Origin of the sequence: Pantoea phytobeneficialis (genome assembly GCF_009728735.1) — a bacterium.
Taxonomy (GTDB): domain Bacteria; phylum Pseudomonadota; class Gammaproteobacteria; order Enterobacterales; family Enterobacteriaceae; genus Pantoea; species Pantoea phytobeneficialis.
This window is the reverse complement of the sequence record NZ_CP024637.1, coordinates 490,657-510,125: the sequence shown is the minus strand read 5'-3', so window position 1 is coordinate 510,125 and position 19,469 is coordinate 490,657. Positions and strand designations below refer to the sequence as shown.

The window sequence follows — 19,469 nt, the reverse complement described above, 5'->3', positions numbered from 1 at the left end:
AACCTGTGGCCTGTTGCCAACAGCCGTTATCAGCGACTAAATCTATGTAACTTAATTGTTAATAAAACGGAGTCAGCGATGAAGCGTAATGACACCTCACCGGACGCAGAAACCCTGCGTCGTATGCCTTATCAGTTCAGCCAGCCCGCCGAAATGGTGCCGGACCTGGTCATCCCGAACGCGGTACCACTGGACGACCGTATCTGGGTGCCCCAGGCAGAAAACGTCTGGTTTCGCCCGCTATGCCTCAACCGGTCTGCCGGTTACTGGATGAACTTGCTGAAAGTACGCAAGTCCGGGGTGCTGAGTCGTCACCGTCATCCTGCCCCGGTTCATGCTTTTGTGCTGAAAGGACGCTGGCGCTATCTCGAACATGACTGGGAAGCGGTAGAAGGCGGTTACGTCTTCGAACCGCCAGGCGAGACGCATACGTTGGTGGTTGACCCGGACGTGGAAGAGATGATCACCCTGTTCCAGGTACATGGCTGTATGTATTACGTCGATCCCTGGGGAGAGCATATTGGGTTCGAGGATGTGTTCACTAAAATCGCGATGTGCCGTGAGCACTACGACGCGGTCGGATTGGGTAGCGATTTTGTCGATCAATTTATTCGTTAGACAGGGAGAACCCGCATGATGACTTTTCACCCGACATTGTTTGCCGGGAAAACCGCGCTGGTCACGGGGGGCACCAGTGGCATCGGCGCCGGTATTGTCAGCCAGCTTGCCAGCCTCGGTGCGGAGGTGATCGCGGCGGGTGTCGGCAGCGAGCAGCATCAGTTAGCCGCCAGCGAACGGGTTCGCATTCAGGAACTGGATGTGCGTGATAACCAGGCGATCATGGATGTGTTCGGCGCGTTACCGCAACTCGACCTGTTGGTGAACTGTGCCGGGATTATCAGCCGGGGCAGGGAGCATGAGGTGGAGGTGTTTGAAAAAGTGATTGATATTAACCTCAGCGGAACAATGCGCTGTTGTCGTGCCGCGCGTGAAAAGTTGGCGCAAAGCCAGGGGTGTATCGTTAATACTGCGTCGATGCTGAGTTTTTTTGGTGGCGGTTTGGTTCCGGGGTACAGCGCCAGCAAGGGCGGGATTATGCAGCTCACCAAGTCACTGGCGATTGCCTGGGCGGAGGAGGGAATCCGCGTTAATGCCGTTGCGCCGGGGTGGATTGCAACACCATTAACCCAGGCGTTGCAGGATGATCCGCAACGTGCGCAACCGATTCTGTCACGCACGCCGCTGAAACGTTGGGGCCAGCCGGACGATGTGGCACAGGCGGTGACCTTCCTGTGCAGTCCGGCGGCGTCGTTTATTACCGGGATTATTTTACCGGTGGATGGCGGGTATTTAACCGCGTAATGACAACTAAATCTGCGCCATACCACCATCAACAAACAGTTCGGTGGCGTTAATAAAGCTGGAATCGTCGGAGGCCAGAAACGCCACTACCTTACCAATCTCTTCCGGCTCACCGAGACGGCCCAGCGGCACCTGCGCGGCCAGCGCATCAAACAAACCCTGACGCTGCTCTTCGCTAACCAGTTCACCTAACCCTGGGGTACGAATCGGACCAGGGCTGACCACGTTGATGCGGATGCCGCGTTCTTTCACATCCAGCGCCCATGAGCGGGCAAAGTTACGCACTGCGGCTTTGCTGGCACTGTAGACGCTGAATCCGGCGGTGCCTTTCACCGAGGTGGTGGAGGCGGTAAGAATTACCGACGCCTTGTCACTCAGCAACGGCAGCGCTTTTTGTACGGTGAATAATACGCCACGTACGTTGGTGCCAAAGATACGGTCAAAATGTTCTTCGGTGATGCTGCCGAGCGGCAACATATCGCCGCCACCGGCGTTGGCGAACAGGATATCAAGGCGGCCAGCCTGTTGGGCGATTTGAGCATATACGGCGTCGAGATCGCTCAGGACCGACGCATCAGCGCGAATGCCGGTAGCGGCTGCGCCAATGCTGGCGACGGCGGCATCGAGTTCTGCCTGACGGCGTCCGGTAATAAACACCTGCGCGCCGCGTGCTGCCAGGACTTGTGCTGACGCCAGACCGATACCGCTGGTGCCACCGGTAACCAATGCAATTTTACCTTTCAGTGATGCGTTCATGTTTGTCTCTCCAGATTGATGATTTAACGTGTCGTGTAGTGCATGGACGCAATGTAACCTTGCCGCGTTTAGTGATAAATCGTGTAAAATGAAAAGGACTATTCACATACATGGATAATAACTGAGGGCGCAATGGATCAACTGCTGGCGATCAGGGCGTTTGCCCGCGTGGTGGAAGCGGGGAATTTTACCCGCGCGGCGGATTCACTCGATATGCCGAATGCTACCTTGAGCAAGCTGGTGCAGGAGCTGGAGGCGCATCTGGGGATTCGCTTGCTGCAACGCACCACGCGCCGCGTCACGGTGACGGCGGAAGGGCGCGATTACTACGAAAAAGCGCTGCGTATCGTGCGCGACCTGGAGGATATCGATGCGTCGTTTAACGTGGTCAGCAGCCGTTTGCGTGGACATCTGCGCATTGATGTTGGCGGCTCAACCGCCCGCGATGTGCTGATTCCGGCGCTCCCCGATTTTCTCGCGCGTTATCCTGATATCCGCATTGATCTGGGGGTGTCGGATCGCGCAGTGGATTTGATCAGCGACAACGTCGATTGCGTGATTCGCGGTGGGCCGCTGAGCGATTCATCGTTGATCGCCCGCCATATCGGCAATGCCACCATGATTACCTGCGCCACACCCGGCTATCTGAAAGCTTTTGGCGTGCCAGCTTACCCGGATGAGTTAAAAAACGGCCACCGGTTGATCAGCTACCTGTCACCACAAAGTGGGCGTCCGTTTCCGTTTCGCTTTATGCGTGAGGGGGAGAGAACCGAGATCAAGAGCGAGCACCGTATCGGTGTCAACGAGAGCAACGCACATCTGGCGGCGGCATTGGCCGGGCTGGGGATAATCCAGACCTTTACCTATGCCACTGCGGAAGCGCAGCAACGAGGGGCGCTGGTGGAGATCCTCAAACCCTGGCGACCGGCCGCCTATCCGTTTCATGTGGTTTACCCGCAAAACCGCCATGTGACGCAGCGGTTGCGGGTGTTTATTGACTGGCTGATTGCGGTGTTTCCACAACGTCTCAGGGGCGTCTGAACAGCGCGAGGCTGCGGCCTTCCAGCTCGAAATCTTTCTCTTTGGTGATCACTAATCCGGGTTGATAATTGTCGCTGGTACTCAGTTCCAGCACCCAGCCTCCTTCACCAAACTGTGGGATACGGAACGGCACGTTGCCTTCAAATGGGTTAAACAGCATCAACACGTCATGCCAGATACCCTCAACGGTTTGCAGGTCGGGACGGCCAATATACATGCCGAGGGTCGTGCCTTCTTCCCAGTGCTCCGACTGTTGCAGGCCGCCACCGGCGTTGAACCATTCAATCACCATGCCGTCGCGCCAGTTCTCGCGATGCAGCAGCGGCTGACTGGCGCGCAACCGAATAAGCTGGCGAGTAAATTCGCGCAGCGCGTCGGCGCTGGCGGGCAGGTTTTCCCAGTGAACCCACGAGATTTCGCTGTCCTGGCAGTAACCGTTATTGTTGCCCATCTGGCTGCGGCCAAACTCGTCACCGGCCAGCATCATGGGGGTACCGTGGGAAAACAGCAGGGTAGCGAGAAAATTGCGCTTCTGGCGTTCACGCACCGCATTGATGTGTTCGTCGTCGGTTGGGCCTTCTGCGCCGTAATTATACGAACGATTGTCGTTGTGACCGTCGTTGTTCTCTTCGCCGTTGGCCTCATTGTGTTTTTCGTTGTACGACACCAGGTCATTCAGGGTAAAGCCGTCATGGGCGGTGATAAAATTGATGCTGGCCCACGGGCGGCGACCACGTTGATCATACAAATCGCCGGATCCGAGCAGACGCGCGGCAAAATCGCTGGAGACATTGTCGCCTTTCCAGTATTCACGTACCGTGTCACGATATTTGTCGTTCCACTCCGCCCAGCCAGGTGGAAATGCGCCAACCTGATAACCGCCAGGGCCGATATCCCAGGGTTCACCGATCAGTTTCAGTTTCCCTAACACCGGGTCCTGGGTCATGGCATCAAAAAAGCCGCCGCGTGGGTCGAACCCTCCGGGTTCACGTCCCAGAATGGTGCCAAGATCGAAGCGAAAACCATCGATATGCATCGATTCAGCCCAATAGCGCAGGGAATCCATAATCATCTGCAACACTCGTGGGTGTGAGGTGTTGACGGTATTACCGGTGCCGGTGTCGTTAACGTAGTAACGATGCTGATCCGCCAGGGTGCGGTAATAGGAGTAGTTGTCGATGCCTTTAAACGACAGGGTCGGTCCCAGTTCGTTGCCCTCCGCCGTGTGGTTATACACCACATCAAGAATCACCTCGATACCGGCATCGTGTAGCGCGCGTACCATATCGCGAAACCCCTGGATACCGCGTGGGCCAAAATAGCGCGCCGCAGGGGAAAAGAAGTTCAGCGTGTTGTAACCCCAGAAGTTTTTCAGTCCCTTATCCAGCAGATGCTGGTCGTCGGGAAACCAGTGCACCGGCAATAACTCGACCGAGGTGATGCCCAGGCTTTTGAGATAATTCACCGACGCGCGATGCGACATGCCGTCATAGGTGCCACGCAGCGCTTCAGGAATGGCCGGGTTAAGCTGGGTGAAGCCTTTGACATGGGTTTCATAGATGATGGCCTGCGACCAGGGGATAACGGGGCGGTTTTGGTCGTGCCAGTCGAATTCGTTGGGATCGATAACCCGACATTTTGGTGTAAAGGCGGCGCTGTCGTGGGTATCAAACGTCAGATCCTTGTCTTCGCCGTCGTGATGTAAATCATAGGCGAAATGCGCCTCGTTCCAGGCGATATCACCGGAAAGATCACGGGCGTAGGGGTCCAGCAGCAGCTTATGCGGGTTAAAACGGTGACCATTTTCCGGATCAAACGGACCGTGTACGCGATAACCATATAGCGCGCCAGGTTGCAGGCCAGGAATATAACCATGCCAGACTTCATGGGTGTACTCCGGCAGGTCAAATCTGGCGATTTCATGCTGTCCACTGTCATCGTACAGGCAGAGTTCGACGCGCTCAGCGTGCGCGGAGAACAGGGCAAAGTTCACCCCATCACCATCGAAATTGGCCCCCAGCGGATAGCTGTAACCGGCGGTAATAACGCCAGGTTTGGTGTGTGACATGGTTCCCTCTCCTGTAAATAAACACCTGATTTCGATATGCGCGATAAATCTCGCCGCTACGAGTCGTATGAATCCGGTAGCGGCGCGATTTATCGCGCAGTTATTGTGAGCTGCTAAATAAAACCAGGTAAGGCTCAGCGCTGATCAACGTATCGCCCACGTCAATTTCGCCGCCTTGCAGCACGTCACGGTAGCGGCGTGCAGTCAGCGATGCGGGCAGATCAATCGGTGCCCGCGGCAGCGGATGCGGCAACTGCCCCTGAAACGCCGTGAACGGCAGACGCGGCACCACCACCAACAGCGCTGCGTCTCCGTCGGTGCGCGCAAAGGCAATCACATCGTCCCGTGAGGTTGCCAGCGGCAGATAAGCACCGGTGTCAAACAACGGCGCATGTTGCTGGCGCACAGACAGTAACGCGGCGATCGCCTGTTGTTTTATCTGGCCATTGAGCCAGCTGTAGGGCGGCGACTCAGCCAGCATCTGTTGTAGCCGGGCAAAATCGGGTGGCTGACGGTTGTCGGGATCGACCAGACTAAAATTCAGTGCTTCGCTCCCCTGATAGATATCCGGCACGCCTGGTGCGACCAGCTTGATCAGCGTCTGACTCAGGCTGTTTGCCAGCCCGGCATGAATAAACGGTTGGAGCGTGGTGGTGAAATCCTGCAAAAAGTCCGGGTTGTCGGGCGACAGTAACTGACGGGCGTAGGCCAGCACCGTCTGTTCATAGTGTTGATTGTCCTCCGCCCAGTCGGTGCGCAGTTTCGCTTCGCGCAGGGCTTTTTCGACAAAATCAATAAAACGTGTTTCCAGCGCCTGTAATGCTGGCGCGTCATCGGGTTTCAGCGTTACCGGCCACACCCCTGCCAGCGCCTGATACAGCAGCCACTCCACCGCCGGTTCCGGGGCCGGGCCATCGCGCAACTGCCGGACGAATGGCTGATGCAGCTGTCGCCAGCGCGCCACCGCGGCTGCCCAGCGCTCTGGCGCTTCGCTGAGGGCATACAAACGGGCGCGGGCATCTTCGCCGCGCTTGGTATCATGGGTGGAGGTGCTGGAAAGTCCGGCGGGTTGTTGTTGCTGTCGTGCCTGCATTGCGCGGTGGAAACGGGTTGGCGAGAAGTCACCTGCCAGTGGCTCTGCACCCACTTCATTCAACGCCAGCGCCACGCTTTGACGGAAGAAAAGGGTGTCCTCTACCGATTTTGCCATCAGCGGGCCGCTAAGTTGCTGAAAGCGGGTGCGAAACAGCGCGGTGGCGTCATCCGGCGCCGTACCGCGAAAAAGCCGGGTTAGCGGGGTATCCGCCCCGATTTGCGCCACAATTTTTTGCAGCAGCAGGTCATCAGTCGCAGGTAACCCCGCAGCGGTGGCATAGGTGCGATATACCGGGAAGGCCAGCAGCAATTCACGTAGATCGTTCTCCAGTGAGTCAGTGGCGACCAGTTGCTGCGCCAGTGCCAGCAGCCGGGTAAATTCGCCTGCGAAATTGCGATCAACCATCAGCGCTTTCGCCGCCCGTAATTCAGCGTCCATATTCAGTGACTTGCCGGTTACCGCGTTGTAAGCGTGGCGCAGCGCCTGAATGCCAGGGCCGGCGACCAGCGCATCGGCGAGGGCGGCGATAAATTCATAACCGGTGGTGCCAGATACCGGCCAGTCTGCGGCCAGCGCTTCATCGCCTGCCAGAATTTTCTCCACCGTGATATAGCACGCCGGGCCGACCTGCTGACGCAGTCGTGTCAGATAACCTTTGGGGTCGGCCAGACCATCAATATGATCGATACGTAACCCGTTGACCGCACCGCTGTGCACCAGTTCGAGAATCAGCTGATGGGTTGCGTCAAATACTTCCGGGTCTTCGACCCGCACGCCGACCAGCCCGGTGATTTCGAAAAAACGCCGATACGAAAGATCGCGCGGTGCATCGGTCCAGCTCATCAGCCGATAGGGCTGGCGTTCGTGCAGCGCGGTAAGGTCCACCTTGTCCTGAAGATTTAGCCCCTGCCAGCTATCCAGTGTCAGTGGGTAAACATTGTCGTAATACGCGAAAGCGGGCAGACCGGTGAGGGGATCGGCTTTGACGCTGATTTCTCCCTTTTCCAACGCTTCGGAAAAAGGTGTGCCGAGAAACGGCAGCGTCAGCGGGCGCGACCAGTCAATATCAAAGAAATGCGCGTAGCGGCTGTGCTCGCCGTGCGCGATAACATCACGCCACCACGGATTTTCCAGCGAAGCCGCCATATGATTGGGCACGATATCGAGGATCAGCCCCAGACCGGCGTTTTGCAGTGCCTGCACCAGGCGATCAAAACCCGCCCGTCCACCTAATGCCGGGTCAATTTGCGTGGCCCGCGTAACATCATAACCGTGGGTGGAATGGGTGGTAGCGGTGAAAATGGGGGAGGCATACAGATGGCTCACGCCCAACTTTTTCAGATAAGGCACCAGCCTGGCGGCACGATCAAACGTCATGCCGTCACGAAACTGAATGCGGTAAGTTGCGGTTGGAATGGTCATGGTTGATCCTCCAGCGCCAGCCGTACGATCACCGAATTGGGTGGCAACGAAGCGGTCACCGGAGTCGAGCTAAACAGGGTAGTACCGGGCAGCGCTGGCAGCGGCTGTGCTTGCTCGCCGATATTCAGCGCCAGCGACAGGGTCCCTGCGGGAAAATGCCAACTGACTGCAACCAAACCTGGCGCGATGGTGATAACCCGGCCCTTGGGCGTGTGATTCAGTAATGGCACGATATGTTGCTGACGCAACGCCAGCAGTTGCCGGGTCAACGCCAGCCACGCTTGTCCCTCGCTGCCGCTGGTTTTCGACCAGTCGAGCTTCGACTTCACAAAGGTGTTGCGGGCATTTGGGTCCGGCACGCTGTCAGCCTCATGTCCGGCATGGCCGGTAAACTCGCGGGCACGCCCCTCGCGTACGGCTTTTGCCAGATCACCGTGGAAATCGGTGAAGAACAGAAAAGGGTGCGTCTCGCCATACTCCTCACCCATAAACAGCAATGGAATATGTGGTGCGAGCAGCAAGGTGGCAAACAATGCCTGAGTGCGAGCCTTTCCGGCGAGGGTAAGCAGCCTGTCACCCTGGGCGCGGTTGCCGACCTGGTCGTGGTTTTGAATAAAATCGACAAAAGCCACCGGCGGTTGCCCGGAACTGTCCACTCCGCGTGGCTTGCCGCTGTGGGGCGAGACTTCGCCCTGATAAGCAAAGCCCTGCGTCAGGATGCGGGCCAGCAGTTTTTCCGGCTGGTCGGCAAAATCGGTGTAGTACGCATGGGTTTCACCGGTGGCGAGGACATGAATCGCGTTATGGAAGTCATCATTCCACTCGCCGGTAAACAGTGGCGCGCTGCCGTCCGGGTCGCGTGGATGCAGAAAAATAACGTTGCGACTGTCTTCGGTGGTGAGATGAATCTGCCGGTCGCTGATCTCCTGACGAATACGCTCAGCGATTTCCAGCAATACGTGTTGCCCGGATGGGTCTTTGATCTGGTCGATGGCGTCAAAGCGCAGGCCATCAAAGCGGAATTCTTTCAGCCAGTACAAGGGCGCTTCGACAATGTAGTGACGTGCCGGCGCGACATCATAGGCGATTGCGGCCCCCCAGGGCGTCATCCGTTGCTGGTGGAAAAAATCCGGTGATAACAGCGGCAGATAATTGCCTTCCGGGCCAAAGTGGTTAAGCACGATATCCAGTACCACTAAGATACCCAACCCGTGCGCGGCATCCACCAGCGCCCGCAGCTCATCGGGCGTGCCGTAGGCCGAATGGGGGGCATAGAGCAGCACGCCGTCATAACCCCAGCCACGGTTACCGCCAAACTGCGCAACCGGCAGTAGCTCAATCATGGTGATGCCCAGTTCCGCCAGGTGCGGCAGCTTTTCAATCGCCGCCTGAAACGTGCCCTGCGGTGTAAAAGTGCCGATATGCAACTCGTAGAAAACACTCTCTTCCCAGCGGCGTCCGGTCCAGTCAGGGTGCTGCCAGGGATAGTGGTTGGGATTAATCACCAGCGAGGGGCCATTCACATCGGATTGTTGCGCGCGTGAGGCGGGATCGGGCACCAGCGTGCCATCGGCCAGCAGATACTGATAAGGCGTACCTGGCGTCACATGGCTCTCCTGCCATGTAAACCAGCCGTTGCCACTGGTCTCCATCACATGATCAACGCCTGCCAGACGCAGTGTGACGCTGCGCTGGCCGGAGGCCCAGAGGCGAAAGCGCACGCTGCCGTCTGGTGCATACTCAGCACCCCAACTTTTGTTAAAGGTATTGGACTCCATTTTATCGCCTCGCTGGTTCCAGAAGTGAGCTGTCAACGACGTCGCGCAGTTTCTAATACGGTAATGCGAGCTATAAATTTCGGGGTGGTCAGGGATTAGCCTGTGAGAAACAAGCATAGACTACGGTGGCATGTTTTCCGTAACGGCGCGATTTATCGCAGGCAGATACGCAATTCTGCACGGGCAGTAGCGGCGCGATTTATCGCGCGGCTTTTTCCTGCATCATGCACAGGATTGCGCGATAAACCGTGCCGCTACGAGAAGGTAGGCATTTTATGGCTGTGGTTGCAGGAAATACGTGCCGCTATACGGAATCGGCAGATAGTCATGGAAGATTTGCTTCAGGGTTTGCTCAGGCTCGACATCTTTAAACCGATCCGGATACAGCGTCTTCGCCATAAACTCAGTGGCGGCGATATGCCACGGGCTGAGGTAGAAATTCATCCAAATCACCGCCGCATGACCGTTGCGCAGTGCTTTCAGTTCACGCAGGCCGTTCTGTTTTGCGGTCATGGCGTTAAAGCTGCTTTGCACTGCTTGCGGAGCCACTGCCGGACCTAACTTCAGCGCGCTTTGCGCATCGTTATCCCCTGCACCCGTGGCGATGTAGTATTCCGGTTGCGTGGCGATCACCGTCTCTTCACTCAGACGCCCAAACACGCCTTGCACAGTTTTGCTGGCGATATTGTCGCCTCCGGCCGCGTTCAGCAATTCACCCAGGCTGCCTTTTACGGCGGTGACGCAACATTCATTGCGACGTCCGAGATGGAGTTGCAGCAGCACCGTCGGTTTTGGCCCCTGATAACTCGCCAGACGCTGCTGAATCACCTGCATGTGCGCGCGGTAGAAATCATTGAAGGCGTTGGCTCGTGCCTGCTGGTTCAGTACTTCACCAAAGATTGCGACGCTGCGCGTGGTGTTCTTCAGCAAATGTACGCGCAGGTCGATTTTAACCACCGGAATGTGCGCCGCCTTGAGCATCGCTGCCAGGCGCAAATCGCCGTCGTCATAGCGTGCCAGGCTTGGCAGGATCACCACGTCCGGTTTTAACGCCAGCACCTGCTCCGGGTTTATATCATTGATACCACCGGAACCCAGCGTCGGGATCTTCAGCATCTGCGGAAACTGACGCGCAAAGATGTCCCAGGTCTGGCTGTCATACTTTTTCAGGTCCTGCGGCCAGCCGACAATATATTTGAACGGATCACCCGGTTCCAGCATTGCCAGCGTGTACAGCATACGGCTTTCGCCCAGCACGATGCGCTGTGGATTGTCAGGAATGGTGACTTGATTGCCATCAATATCGGTGATGGTTTTTGCCAACGCATGACTACTCAGCAGCAGTAAAAACAGGGCCATTACCCCACGTAATGGCCGGATGATTAACGCCTTAGAATTCAACGATCGCCTCTCTTTCTCAGCGAATTTGGTGTGTTATGATGTAATTGAGAATCATTCAACCATGAGGGAATGTAGTAGTAAATTTAAAAAACACCCGAGTCGCTACAGCGACAATAGCGACATTTTTGAACCGGTCATTTTATTAATAACCTATTGAATAATATCCATTATAAAGATATAAGGCGATGGTTTTCCGTCACATTTCCCTGTAGTTTTTGTTGTGAAATTCCTTTGGTGTCACTACGGATGTGGCCGTGGGGAGTGCGCCAGTCGGCAACAATCTCATTTAAAACAAACAGATCGGACATAATATGGCGTCAGTAAATAAAATAAAAAATCGTGTCGATGTTCTGGGTGAACGCTATCGCGCGCGGGCTGCTTCGCTTTCACCACAGCTACAAACCGTGGTGCGCTATATCCATGAAAATCGTGAGGCGGTGGTGGAAGCCACGGCAATGGAGATTGCGGCAGCGACCAACAGTTCAGATGCCACGGTAGTCCGTGCGGTGCAGGCATTAGGTTTTGCCGGATTACGAGATTTAAAAAAAACGCTGGAAGTCTGGTTTGGCCCGGTCATGAATTCCGAAGAAAAAATGGCCACCACCGTCAGTGAGCTTTCCTGCGATATTAACTCCGGGATCGATTTTGTGTTGGATGGACATAAACGCGCCTGTGATGCGTTAGCTGAACCGCATAATCGCCAGGCCATTGCCGCCGCGGTGGCATTATTAATTGAGGCGCGTCAGGTTGGCTTATTTGGCATTAATGCCTCAGGTGTGCTGGCGGATTATAGCCGCCGCTTATTGGTGCGTATTGGTATTCCGGCAGTCTCGATAAATCGCTCCGGTATTGCGTTGGCGGAACAACTTATCGCCTTACAACGTGGTGACGTGTTGATCATGATGGCGCAAAAATCGGCGCATCGGGAAGGGATTACCACCATCAAGGAAGCAAAACGTCTGGGGATCCCGATTATTTTGCTGACCAATGCCGCGGATTCTGTTTTCGCCAAAGAAGCGGATGTGGTGATCAATGTGCCACGCGGCGGGGAAGATGGCCGTATGCCGTTGCATAGCGCGGTGCTGGTGTGTCTGGAAATGCTGATTTTGTCGGTGGCGTCGGCCAATGCGACGCGCACCGTCAAAACCATGAAGCGCATTCAGGATCTGAATCGCAGCATGAAACCGACCAGCAAAAAGTAGTCGGGTTATTTTACGCTGGCGACCTGCGGGGTTGGTCGGTCCGCTTTGACCACCAGCCAAACCGCACAAACGATCAGCAACGCTCCGGCGGTAAATCCTTGATTTAACGCCTCGCCCAGTACCAGCCAACCCCAGAAAATGCCGAAAGGTGGGATCAGGAAAGTCACGGTCAGGGTACGCAGTGGGCCGATATCTGCCAGCAAGCGGAAATAAAGAATGTAAGCCAGCGCCGTACAGATAAAGCCCACCGCCAGAATGCAAGCCCAGACCTCCGGGATTTGCCACTGGCTGGCTGCGGTCTGCGGCGCGGTAACGGCAAAGAACGGCAGCAGAAAGCAGGATGCCCCCAGTTGGCTACCAAACGCCACTTTGGTGGCATCCATCCCTCCGCGTGCAGTGATCCAACGTTTGGCGAGAAACCCAGCGATGCCGTAGCAGGTGGTTGCTACCAGACAAGCCAGAATGCCAAGGATTAACGCGCGGGTAAGATGTGCTTCACCGGTGGTACTGATTAGCAGGATACCGGCAAACCCCGCCACCATACCCATCACTTTCTTCAACGTCAGTTTTTCGGCAAAGAAGGCCGCACCCATGATTACGCCCATCAGCGGCGCAGTGGCGTTCAGGATGGCGGAATAGCCAGCGGGCAACACGCGTGCAGCGAGGCAATACATCAGGAACGGCAGCCCGGAGTTGATCACCCCAAGCAGCATTGCCCAGCGCAGTTTGCCGTCGAAACGCAGCGGCATTCTCAGCACAGCCATAATCACCAGCAGGCCGATACTGCCGCAAACCACGCGCAGAAACGCGGTATTGACGGCACCTAATGCCGGAACGGCAATGCGCATAAACAAAAAACTGGCTCCCCAGATGGCTGCCAGCAGCAGCAGGCGTAACGTATCCGTTGTTCGCATAAGGTTTTCTTTGATGAAGGATTGGGTAAGGGCGACACTGTAAATTTAAACAGGGCAAGTGGCAAGGTGATTAGAATATGAAATCAGCCGCGAGCTGTCGTGCTTCCCCTCAAAACAAAACTGTGGCACCATTTAGGAATCAATCATTTCCTAAATGGTAATAAGATGTCTGTACAGCCCCGTGAACGCGGTCGCCCGCGTCAGTTTGACACCGATGCCGCGCTCGATCGTGCCATGCTGGTATTTCGTGAAAAGGGCTACCACAGCGCGTCAATCAGCGATCTCAGCGCAGCGATGCAACTTACCGCCGGCAGTATCTACAAAGCCTTTACCGACAAACGCGGCCTGTTTTTGCAGGTGTTCGCGCGCTATACCTCGCTACGTAATCAGGCGCTGCGCCAGCGGCTGGCGCAACAACCGGATGGCCGGTCGCGTATTGCTGAAGTGCTGCGTTTTTACCTTGAATCCGCCAGTGATATTGAAGGGCGGCGCGGTTGCCTGGTGGTGGGGAGTGCTATCGAGCTCCAGGTACTGGATGCAGAGCTTGCTGAACTGGTGCGTGCGGCGCTCGAACGCAACCAGCAATCGATGCTGCAATTGCTGGAGCAGGGGCAGCAGGATGGTTCGGTTAATCCACAACTTGACGCTGAAGCCGTGGGAGGCGTGTTGCTCTGTCTGGTGTTGGGAATGCGCGTGGCTGGAAAAATGCAGGATTTACCGGCGCGTGAGCGACTGATAGCCAGCGCCCTGACGCTGCTGAATTAAAATTTTTTACCTAATAAGGAAATAATCATTTCCTAAATAACTGGAGGTTTACATGTCCGATCATGCTATCGCCCAACCCTGGTCCCAACCGGTGGCGAATCTGCCCGGTTTTGCGCATCACTACGCCACCGTGGAGGGCGTTCGTCTGCACTATGTCAGCGGCGGCAATCCGCAGGGAGAAATTTTACTGTTGCTGGCTGGCTTCCCACAAAGCTGGTACGCCTGGCATCAGGTCATGGCGCAGTTGGCCGATCGGTATTTCATTATCGCGCCGGATTTGCCCGGACAGGGTGACTCTGACAAACCGTCGGCTGGTTACGATACTCAGGCACTGGCGGCTAAGGTTCAGGGGCTGATGCAACAGCTTGGTCATCCGCGCTATTACCTGGCCGCGCATGACGTAGGAGCCTGGGTCGCCTGGCCGTATGCCGTGCGCTACAGCCAGCAAGTTATCAAACTGGCGCTGCTGGACGCGGGCATTCCGGGGATCACATTGCCCGAGGCGCTTCCAGCCACGCCGGATAAAGCCTGGAAGACCTGGCACTTTGCCTTCCATTTATTGCCGGATTTACCGGAAGCCTTAATCAGTGGGCGCGAGGAGATTTATCTGGAGTGGTTTCTGCGGCGTAAAACCGCCAGCCCGATGGTATTCAGCGACGCTGACATGGCTGAATATGTGCGTTTGCTACGTCAGAATGGCGCGTTGCGCGCCGGACTGGCACCCTATCGGGTAGTGACGCAATCGGCGGAGCAGAATCGGGCGCTGCGTGAGCAGGGCAAACTGACGCTGCCGCTGCTGGCAATCAGCGCCGATCAGGGTTCCATCCCCGATATGGCGACACCGCTACGGCAGTTTGCCGACGATGTCACCGGGATCACTATCGCCCAAAGTGGCCATTTCATCCCGGATGAACAACCGCTGGCGCTGGCCGCTGCCCTGGCGCACTTTTTCCGTTAAGCACGCGGGCTGACACCAAAAACTTATTTGGCAAACAGTTGGCTCATATCTTTAAACGCCTTGAATTCCAGCGCGTTACCGCACGGGTCGAACAGGAACATCGTAGCCTGTTCGCCGACCTGCCCTTTAAAGCGAATATAGGGTTCGATCACGAATTTGGTGTTGAACCCGCGCAGGCGTTCAGCCAACGCTTCCCACTCATCCCAATGCAGAATAATGCCGAAGTGCGGCACAGGCACATCATGGCCGTCGACCGGGTTGGAATGTACGTTTTCCTGGGAGGCGGTTTTGGGGTGCTCGTGGATCACCAACTGATGACCATAAAAATCAAAATCGACCCACTGGGTGCTGGAGCGACCTTCTGCCAGACCAAAAATGGTGCCGTAGAAGGTGCGTGCTGCATCAAGATCGTAAACCGGGATGGCAAGGTGAAAAGGGGAAAGGCTCATAGTGTCTCCAGCATCAAAAAGAGGGGGCGGTGTGCCGCTGGTGCAGCATCTGCTCAAAATCATACGAATGGTTTTGTTTGAATAAAAACAATATATAGTTGGGGTTAATACAAATAATTTTTGAGTGTCATCGATGATTCGGGAACTAAAAACCTTCATGGTGGTGGTGCAGGAGGGCAACTTTGCCGCAGCGGGTGACAAAATTGGTCTGACCCAGGCAGCGGTGAGCGCGCAAATGCTCAGACTGGAAGCCGAGTTAGGTTTTGATCTTTTTGACCGCAGCGGGCGCAGCGCCAGGCTTAATCTGCGCGGTCAACAATTGTTGCCGCAGGTGGATGAGCTGCTGACGCTATACCGCCATCTCGGTGATAAGGCCGAACTGCCCCGTCCGGCAGCTCGCGTCACCCTGGGTGCAATTGCCTCTATTCAGCGTTCGCTGTTGCCCACTGCGTTAACGCGATTTCATAAGCAGTTTCCCGGTTGCCAGACGCGCATCGTACCGGGTTTGTCGCTGGAATTGGTCAACCTGGTGGACGCCGGGGAGCTGGATCTGGCGGCAGTGATCCGCCCGCCGTTTGCGCTGCAAACCGATTTGCACTGGACCACCTTACGTCGCGAACCTTACCGATTGATTGTGCCGCGTCAGGTGACGGGGGATGAAGCGGCACAATTGCTGGCGACACATCCGTTTATTCGTTATGACCGTACTTCATTTGGTGGCCGCCAGGTGGACCGTTATCTGCGGGAGCGCAGTATCGATGTGCAGGAGCTGTGCGAAGTGGATGAGCTGGAGGCGATTGTAAAACTGGTGGCGAATGGGTTGGGGGTGGCGCTGGTGCCACAAACCCAACCGACTCAGCGCTGGCCAAAGACGGTGCGGGTGGTGGAGATGGGAGCGGAGACGTTTTACCGCGAGGTAGGGCTGGTGCAGCGGGCCGGGCAGGCGAACTCAGAACTGGCGGGGGAATTGGGACGTTTGCTGGTGGAGGCGGGGTAGGGAAATAACTGCTATACCTGAATACATAAATAACGAAATTCACGAAAACTATTATATATTCAGAAATGAATATATATCATCTGTGAGCCAGATATATTTATTTGGTCTGAGTTGTTACCATTAACGCGACAAATCATTTGGAAATATGGCAGGATAAAAAAGATTTGTTTAAGGATGACAGTCAGCGAGATATTTCAATGGTTGTCTGGGTGATACGTCAGTACGCGTTTATGGAGTATTTTTATGGAAAAATTAATTGACGTAAATAAAGCCATTTCGAGTGAGCTTGGGAGGTGCGGGGATTACAACCCTCATTTGTTAGCCTGTCCTGAAGAACTGGTGCAGCAAAAAGTGATGAAACGGTTGAGAAATATTTACAGTGAAGTCATCGGCCGTCAGAAATTATCTTTAGGTTATCCACTTAATCAAAACTTCGACTATTCGGCACTGGCACCATTTATCGATGTTCACCTGAATAATCTCGGTGACCCTTACGAAGCCAACTCGACCTTATTGAATACACGCGAGCTGGAACAAGAGGTGCTGGAATACTTTTGCAAGCTCTGGCATGCGCTTCCGCGCTCGCCTTTGACTCAGGATTCCTTTTGGGGCTATGTGTTATCCATGGGGGCCACGGAGGGGAACATGTACGCATTATGGAGTGCGCGTGAATATTTCAGCTCACGGGCGAGAGCCAGGGGAATATGCCAGAATACGATGCGTGAACCTGTACTTTATTATTCTCAGGAAGCGCATTATTCACTAGAAAAATGTGCAAATGTTTTGGATATTACCGCTTTTCAGGAAGCGGGTAATAAATACTTTCCGGGGCAGTGTCCTGTCACCCCAGATGGTCAATGGCCTAATGGCGTACCGGTGGACCAGCATGGTGCGGTGGATGTGGGAGCATTGTCGGCGTTGGTCGATTTCTTCGTCTCCAGAGGGCATCCACCGATTATTGTTTTGAATGTGGGTACGACATTTCTGGGTGGATTCGATGACGCCGTGCGGGTATGGCAGCAGGTGTCAGGCATTCTGGAACGGCATGGTTGTGATCATTCGGACTGCTGGATTCATATTGATGGGGCATTGGGGGCCGCGTATCTGCCTTACCTGGAGTTAGCCAGTGAACAGCGGCTAACGTCAGAGAGAGGGTCGCTTTTTGATTTTCGCCTGCCGTTTGTGAATTCGATCGTGATGAGTACCCATAAATGGTTTGGTGCACCCTTTGCTTCAGGCGTTTACATGAGCAAGGAAAAGTATCGCATGCTTCCGGCGACATTGCCTGAATATGTCGATACACCGGATACCACGCTGGGGGGGACGCGCAATGGTTTGGCCGCATTAATTCTCTGGTACGCCATAAATACGGTGACACCCACGATGCAGGCTGCTATTGCAGCACGCTGCGAGAAACTTGCCGCTTATGCTTATCAACAGATGCAATCGATAAAAGCGATTCATCCTTCATTTTGTGTTGAGCGTGGACCGCAATCGCTGGTGGTGATTTTTAGCCGTCCGAGAGAAGAGATCTTCAATCTATTCCAACTCAGTGGCAGAGGAAAGTTAGCACATATCGTTATTATGCCGCATGTGACACGAGCAGCAATTGATAGTCTTATTACTGAGTTAAAGAATAAGCAAGCACTGGTCTGAATATAAAATATAATGGAATGATTATTAAATTATTAGGGGAATGAACAATGAAATGTAGACATGCGAAAACTTCCGAACTGGAAAAAGTCTGTGAGTTATTGGCTTCAGAATTTTATCACGATCCAGTACTCAAATTCGCCTTTACTGATGAGAATATGTCAAGACGTCTGGGTACAATGAAAAAATTTTTCCGTATTTATGTGGATCTTGCTCAACAAAATGGCGGCATTCTTCTGGCTGAGGACGACGTTGGCGTCCTGGTATATTTTCATCCGCAGTTGATGGAAATGACTAAAGAAGAAAATGAACGAATCGATAGTTTGCTTAAGCAGGAGTGTGGGGTTGATTACACTACAGCCTCAGCCTTTATGAGCGGGCTTGACCAGTATCATCCTCGAACACCACCGCATTTTTATATTTTCCTTGTCGCAGTTTCACGCGCTAACAGAGGGGGAAGAATTGTAAAAGCATTGTTCAGCAAGCTGAATGTTATTCTGGATAAGGCAAAGCTGCCGTGCTACGCCGAATGTACAGCTTTTAGTACACGTACTTTAGTCAGGCGTTTTGGTTATCGTGATGCGGGCAAACCTTTGCAAATTGAAGGTTTTCCTGAACTTTTCCCAATCTGGCGTGAACCTAATTCAATAGGTTGAGTTTAAAGTCAATTAGAGGTGCTTTCCTCGAAGTATCTGCTCCACTGCTGGCATCGGTTTGATGCAGGCTACTAAAAACGAACCAGCCTTTTAGTGGGCTGGCTCACATCATGCCGTCTTTTGTGATTTATGTTTGTGCTATATCATTGGATACGATACTATTCTCAACTGCAACACTTGTTGTAGTGTAATGAGTTCAGGGGAATAAGTGAATGAATAGTAAGTTTTTCTCAGATCCTCAAAAAAATAAAATCGTAAAGAAACATCTGGAAAAACAGCTAAAAAAATATGGTGATATGAATTATGCATTTGCAGTAATGAATAAGCGTAATTCAGATGACATGATTATCATTTCCGATTTGCCAGATTACTTTTCACAGGTTTATCTGGAGAGCAAGTATCAGAATATAGATCCTGTTATAATAAATGCATTAAACCGTATCTCTCCAATTATTTGGGATGATAGTTTAATGATTAATTCTCGATGGGTTATCGAAAGAATATTTGAATCGGTCACGCCTTATAATATCGTGAGTGGCCATACGTTTATCTTGCATGATCAAAAAAACAATTTGGTTACATTATCATTGTATGTGAATAAGTACTTAGAAGCAGAAATGTATGATAATATAACAAAAAATAAAAATGATATTCAGGGACTTTTAATCGATACCCATGAAATGCTACTTCATCTCTATCGTGAAGAAAATGAGACGCCTACTGCTGAGGGGAATGCACTCTCAGCCCGCGAAAACGAAATTCTCTACTGGAGCAGTACCGGGAAAACCTACCCTGAAATCGCACGTATGTTGGATATTACGGTAAGTACGGTCAAGTTTCACATGGGTAAAGTTGTGAAAAAGCTCGGTGTGAATAACGCTAAACATGCCATCAGTCTCGCCATTGAACTCAACATCATTTCGCACCCGTCTGGCAAATAACTATCCACTT

The 19,469-nt window shown here is 53.8% G+C and carries 17 protein-coding genes; 10 read left to right on the top strand and 7 right to left on the bottom strand.

What is annotated here, in order from left to right; genetic code table 11:
- Positions 1-78 precede the first annotated feature (78 nt).
- Both CTZ24_RS22570 and CTZ24_RS22565 read left to right on the top strand, forming a co-directional pair.
- A complete protein-coding gene (locus tag CTZ24_RS22570) occupies positions 79-618 on the top strand; it encodes a 2,4'-dihydroxyacetophenone dioxygenase family protein (protein WP_208725858.1) in 540 nt (179 codons plus the stop codon).
- Positions 619-636: 18 nt separating this feature from the next.
- Positions 637-1,362, top strand: a complete 726-nt coding sequence (locus CTZ24_RS22565) for an SDR family NAD(P)-dependent oxidoreductase (RefSeq protein WP_208726614.1) — start codon at positions 637-639, stop codon at positions 1,360-1,362.
- A 6-nt stretch (positions 1,363-1,368) separates the two neighbouring features.
- On the opposite strand, the gene CTZ24_RS22560 is transcribed toward CTZ24_RS22565, so the two are convergent.
- Positions 1,369-2,118, bottom strand: a complete 750-nt coding sequence (locus CTZ24_RS22560) for an SDR family NAD(P)-dependent oxidoreductase (RefSeq protein WP_208725856.1) — start codon at positions 2,116-2,118, stop codon at positions 1,369-1,371.
- 132 nt (positions 2,119-2,250) lie between these two features.
- Between CTZ24_RS22560 and CTZ24_RS22555 the strand changes: the two genes are divergently transcribed.
- Positions 2,251-3,159 (top strand): LysR family transcriptional regulator, encoded by a 909-nt coding sequence (locus CTZ24_RS22555; protein ID WP_208725853.1) that lies wholly within the window; start codon positions 2,251-2,253, stop codon positions 3,157-3,159.
- On the opposite strand, the gene glgX is transcribed toward CTZ24_RS22555, so the two are convergent.
- The 4 genes from glgX to CTZ24_RS22535 all read right to left on the bottom strand — a co-directional run bounded on the left by glgX (position 3,146) and on the right by CTZ24_RS22535 (position 10,882).
- Positions 3,146-5,227: a glycogen debranching protein GlgX gene (gene glgX, locus CTZ24_RS22550; protein ID WP_208725851.1), complete on the bottom strand. Its 2,082-nt coding sequence runs from the start codon at positions 5,225-5,227 to the stop codon at positions 3,146-3,148. The two genes, CTZ24_RS22555 and glgX, sit on opposite strands and share 14 nt — an antisense overlap.
- A 100-nt stretch (positions 5,228-5,327) precedes the next feature.
- A complete protein-coding gene (gene treY / locus CTZ24_RS22545; protein WP_208725849.1) occupies positions 5,328-7,745 on the bottom strand; it encodes a malto-oligosyltrehalose synthase in 2,418 nt (805 codons plus the stop codon).
- A complete protein-coding gene (gene treZ / locus CTZ24_RS22540; RefSeq protein ID WP_208725847.1) occupies positions 7,742-9,523 on the bottom strand; it encodes a malto-oligosyltrehalose trehalohydrolase in 1,782 nt (593 codons plus the stop codon). The genes treY and treZ overlap by 4 nt, the downstream gene beginning before the upstream one ends.
- A 273-nt stretch (positions 9,524-9,796) precedes the next feature.
- Positions 9,797-10,882, bottom strand: a complete 1,086-nt coding sequence (locus CTZ24_RS22535; RefSeq protein WP_208725846.1) for an ABC transporter substrate-binding protein — start codon at positions 10,880-10,882, stop codon at positions 9,797-9,799.
- A gap of 353 nt (positions 10,883-11,235) precedes the next feature.
- On the opposite strand from CTZ24_RS22535, the gene CTZ24_RS22530 reads away from it, so the two are divergent.
- Positions 11,236-12,126, top strand: coding sequence for a MurR/RpiR family transcriptional regulator (locus tag CTZ24_RS22530; protein WP_208725834.1), 891 nt, complete (start codon positions 11,236-11,238; stop codon positions 12,124-12,126).
- Positions 12,127-12,131: 5 nt separating this feature from the next.
- Here CTZ24_RS22530 and CTZ24_RS22525 read toward each other — a convergent pair whose 3' ends face one another.
- Entirely contained in the window at positions 12,132-13,040 is a 909-nt protein-coding gene (locus CTZ24_RS22525; protein ID WP_208725832.1) for a DMT family transporter, read from the bottom strand.
- Between the two features lie 165 nt (positions 13,041-13,205).
- Here CTZ24_RS22525 and CTZ24_RS22520 point away from each other — a divergent pair, with 165 nt between their 5' ends.
- Entirely contained in the window at positions 13,206-13,805 is a 600-nt protein-coding gene (locus CTZ24_RS22520) for a TetR/AcrR family transcriptional regulator (protein WP_208725830.1), read from the top strand.
- Between the two features lie 52 nt (positions 13,806-13,857).
- On the top strand, positions 13,858-14,763 hold the full coding sequence (locus tag CTZ24_RS22515; RefSeq protein ID WP_208725828.1) for an alpha/beta fold hydrolase: 906 nt from the start codon (positions 13,858-13,860) through the stop codon (positions 14,761-14,763).
- Between the two features lie 23 nt (positions 14,764-14,786).
- Here CTZ24_RS22515 and CTZ24_RS22510 read toward each other — a convergent pair whose 3' ends face one another.
- A complete protein-coding gene (locus CTZ24_RS22510; RefSeq protein ID WP_208725826.1) occupies positions 14,787-15,212 on the bottom strand; it encodes a VOC family protein in 426 nt (141 codons plus the stop codon).
- Positions 15,213-15,345: 133 nt separating this feature from the next.
- On the opposite strand from CTZ24_RS22510, the gene CTZ24_RS22505 reads away from it, so the two are divergent.
- The 4 genes from CTZ24_RS22505 (at position 15,346) to CTZ24_RS22490 (ending at position 19,459) form a co-directional block, all read left to right on the top strand.
- Positions 15,346-16,209, top strand: a complete 864-nt coding sequence (locus tag CTZ24_RS22505) for a LysR family transcriptional regulator (RefSeq protein WP_208725824.1) — start codon at positions 15,346-15,348, stop codon at positions 16,207-16,209.
- A 243-nt stretch (positions 16,210-16,452) separates the two neighbouring features.
- Complete coding sequence (locus CTZ24_RS22500) at positions 16,453-17,865, top strand: pyridoxal-dependent decarboxylase (protein WP_208725822.1); 1,413 nt, start codon at positions 16,453-16,455, stop codon at positions 17,863-17,865.
- A gap of 47 nt (positions 17,866-17,912) precedes the next feature.
- The gene (locus CTZ24_RS22495; RefSeq protein WP_208725820.1) at positions 17,913-18,518 is read left to right on the top strand and encodes an N-acetyltransferase; all 606 of its coding nucleotides are present in this window, start codon (positions 17,913-17,915) and stop codon (positions 18,516-18,518) included.
- A gap of 212 nt (positions 18,519-18,730) precedes the next feature.
- On the top strand, positions 18,731-19,459 hold the full coding sequence (locus tag CTZ24_RS22490; RefSeq protein ID WP_208725819.1) for a helix-turn-helix transcriptional regulator: 729 nt from the start codon (positions 18,731-18,733) through the stop codon (positions 19,457-19,459).
- The last annotated feature ends 10 nt before the right edge of the window (positions 19,460-19,469 follow it).